This window comes from Pseudomonas sp., from assembly GCF_049645325.1.
In the GTDB taxonomy this organism is placed as follows: Bacteria; Pseudomonadota; Gammaproteobacteria; order Pseudomonadales; family Pseudomonadaceae; genus Aquipseudomonas.
In genome coordinates this window covers 1-3,190 of record NZ_JBARTQ010000176.1, presented here as the reverse complement: position 1 = coordinate 3,190, position 3,190 = coordinate 1, and the positions used below count along the sequence as shown (strand labels likewise).

The following is a 3,190-nucleotide window of genomic DNA, read 5'->3' as shown; positions in this document are numbered from 1 at the left end:
CTGCTGCGCAGCCCAGCGCGGGGCAAGCCCGCTCACCACAACAAGCCCGCTCAGCACAACAAGCCAGCGCGCGCGATCAGCGCTGTTTATTGCAGTTGCAACGTCGAGTTGAACTGACTGATCGCATCCACCACATGCCGTGAGCCTTCCTGAATCTCCAGGATCACCTGCCCCGCTTCATTCGCCAGTTCCACCCCCAACCCGGTACGGCTCAAGCTCGACTGCATGCTCGACACCGCACTCAGCGACAGGTCGTGGTTCTTGCGCACCACATCGACAATTTCCACCGTCGCCTGGCTGGTCCGCGCCGCCAGGCTGCGCACTTCATCGGCCACCACCGCAAACCCGCGCCCATGCTCACCGGCCCGCGCCGCTTCAATCGCCGCGTTGAGCGCGAGCATGTTGGTCTGCTCGGCAATGCTGCGGATGGTCTGCACGATGGCGCCAATGATTTCCGACTGTTTGCTGACCGCATCAATGCTTTGCGCTGCCTGGTTCAGGTCGTGGGAAATTTCTTCGATGATCTGCACGGTTTGCTGCACCACCTCCGAGCCCTTGCGTGCGCAGGCGTCGTTTTGTACCGAGGTGGCGTGGGCCGAATCGGCGGCGGTGCGCAGGGTGGTGACCTGGTCGGTGATGTCGCTGGCGAACTTCACCACTTTGTACAGGCGCCCGTTGGTATCGAAAATCGGGTTGTAGGACGCTTCCAGAAACAGGGTCTTGCCGTATTTGTTCTTACGCTCAAAGCGGTGGGAGTGATATTCGCCACGGTTGAGCGAGGCCCAAAACGCTTTGTACGCCGGCGATTCAACCTCGGCGCGATGGCAGAACATGCTGTGGTGCTGGCCGATGATTTCTTCACGCGAGTACTGCACGGTGCGCAGGAAGTTGTCGTTGGCGTTGATGATCTGGCCTTGGGGGGTGAATTCGATCACGGCCATGGAACGGCTGATGGCGTCGATCAGGCTCTGGTTTTCATGTTCGTGGTGGACCCGTGCGGAAATGTCCGACGCCACTTTGATCACACTCTGCACCTGGTTGTTGCTGTCCAGCACGGGCATGTAACTGGCTTCGAGCCACACTTCCTGGCCGCGTTTGTTCAGCCGCATGAAGGTGCCGCTCAGCGCTTCGCCCCGCGCCAGGTCGCGCCACAGTTTGGCGTAGGCCTCGGTGTGGGTGTAGGCCTCTTCACAGAAGACCCGATGATGTTTGCCACGGATCTCCTCAACGCTGTAGCCCATGGTTTTGCAGAAGTTTTCATTGGCATCGAGGATCACGCCGTTGCGGTCGAACTCGATCATCGCCATGGAACGGCTGATGGCGGCGAGTTTGGCGTTGGCTTCGGTGAGGGCGCAGGAGAAACGCTGGATTTCTTGCAGGTCGGATTTGTGGTGGCGGTTAAACATGGTCAGATCACCCTTGATTCCCGGCGCCTGGAAGGCGCATTCCATTCATTTTTGGATAGTGCTGGCAAACCTTCATGGGGAAATAACCATCCGAAACGCTTTATATGCCAAACGTCATCAACGGTTCTGGGTGAGCATAGACAGGGCTTGGCGCTATGCAAGGCCACTAGTCAGCGAGCATTTTTAACAATGCACTGACGGCAGCGGAAGGCGGACGGGTGTGTGAACCTACCAAGGCAAACTCGCGGTGCAACGGCGCCTCCAGCGGCATCACACGCAGGCCGTTGCGCTGGGCCGGCAGGGCCATTTCGGGCACCAGCGTGACGCCGACGCCTTCGCGCACCAGGTTGTAGGCGCTGTTCCATTCGCGCACTTCCACGCGGATATCACGCAGGGTCAAGCCTGCCGCGCTGGCCAGGCTGCGGGCATTGGCGGTGCAGCCGCCGGTGGCGAGCACGAAGGGTTGCTCAAGGAATTCTTCCAGCGTCACGGTCGCGTCGGCCGGGCGCTGTGCAAACGGATGATGGGCGGGCAGCACCGCCATCCAGAAATCGCGGCCCAAGACCGTGGCATTGCGCTCCGGCTTGGGGTTGAGCACCACGCCGAGGTCGATCAGGTCGGCGTCGAGCAAGGTGTGCACCTCGCTGTCGGTGACGTCCAGGGTGGTGACCTCAATGCCCGGGTTCAATTGACGGAAACGCTGCAATAGAGGCGTCAGAAACGTCGCCAGCACCATCGGGAAACTGGCGATGCGAATACTCCCACGCAGCAATGGGCGCGCTTCGTCGACCGTTGTACGAATCGTCTGCAGCGCCGCCATCATCACCCGCGCCTGCTCGATCACACTCAGCCCAAGCGCAGTGGGCAGGGTCTTGCGCGGTTCACGGGTGAACAATTGCGCACCCAACGTTGTTTCCATGGACGCCATGGCCTGGCTCGCGGCGGACTGGGTCATGCCCACGTGCTCGGCGGCGGCGGTAATGCTGCCGTGATCGGCCACGGCCACCAGCAGGCGCCAGTGCATCAGGTTCATCATGGCAGTAGCTGTCCTTATGGATAGGGTCTGAAGGTTTAATTTTACGCACGGTGCCATGCCCGTAAGACTGGCGCAAACCCAACGGAGCCGCCCCTGATGAAACTGTATTTCTTCCCACACGCCTGTTCACTTGCCCCCCACATCGTGCTGCGGGAATTGGCGCTGCCGTTTGAGTTGGTGCGTGTGGATAACCAGGCTAAAACCACTGCCCATGGCGAGGATTTCCTGCAGATCAACCCCAAGGGCTACGTGGCGGCGCTGCAACTGGACAACGCCGAGGTGCTGACCGAGGCCAGCGCGATCCTGCAATACCTTGCCGACCTGAAACCGCATGTCCACCTCGCGCCTGCCAACGGCAGCTGGGCGCGCGTGCGTTTGCAGGAATGGCTGAACTTTATCGCCAGCGAGATCCATGGCGGGCTGGCGATTTTCTTCAATGCGGCGATTCAGGGCGATGTGCGGGCGATGTTCCAGGCCACGCTGTTCAAGCGCTTTGCGGTGCTGGTGCAGACGTTGGAGCGTCAGGATTACCTGTTGGGCGCGCAGTATTCGGTGGCGGATGCGTATTTGTTTGTGGTGCTGCGCTGGGCGGCGTTTCACGCTATTGATCTGCAACAGTGGCCGGCGTTGGCTGCGTTTCAACAGCGTATAGGCGCACGGCCCGCGGTGATTGCAGCATTGGCCGCCGAAGCTGCCTGACCTCAAATGCAATCAAACTGTGGGAGCGGGCTTGCTCGCGAAAGCGGTG

Annotated in this window: 2 protein-coding genes and 2 pseudogenes; 1 reads left to right on the top strand and 3 read right to left on the bottom strand. The window is 60.5% G+C overall.

What is annotated here, in order from left to right; genetic code table 11:
- Positions 1-86: 86 nt before the first annotated feature.
- The 3 genes and pseudogenes from WBB95_RS07860 to WBB95_RS07850 all read right to left on the bottom strand — a co-directional run.
- Positions 87-500, bottom strand: a pseudogene (locus WBB95_RS07860) (methyl-accepting chemotaxis protein); the annotation flags it as partial.
- Positions 501-629: 129 nt separating this feature from the next.
- Positions 630-1,406 (bottom strand): annotated as a pseudogene (locus WBB95_RS07855) (PAS domain-containing protein); the annotation flags it as partial.
- 166 nt (positions 1,407-1,572) lie between these two features.
- Positions 1,573-2,442: a LysR family transcriptional regulator gene (locus WBB95_RS07850; RefSeq protein ID WP_424487055.1), complete on the bottom strand. Its 870-nt coding sequence runs from the start codon at positions 2,440-2,442 to the stop codon at positions 1,573-1,575.
- 96 nt (positions 2,443-2,538) lie between these two features.
- On the opposite strand from WBB95_RS07850, the gene gstA reads away from it, so the two are divergent.
- A complete protein-coding gene (gstA, locus tag WBB95_RS07845; protein ID WP_424487054.1) occupies positions 2,539-3,141 on the top strand; it encodes a glutathione transferase GstA in 603 nt (200 codons plus the stop codon).
- Positions 3,142-3,190 lie beyond the last annotated feature (49 nt).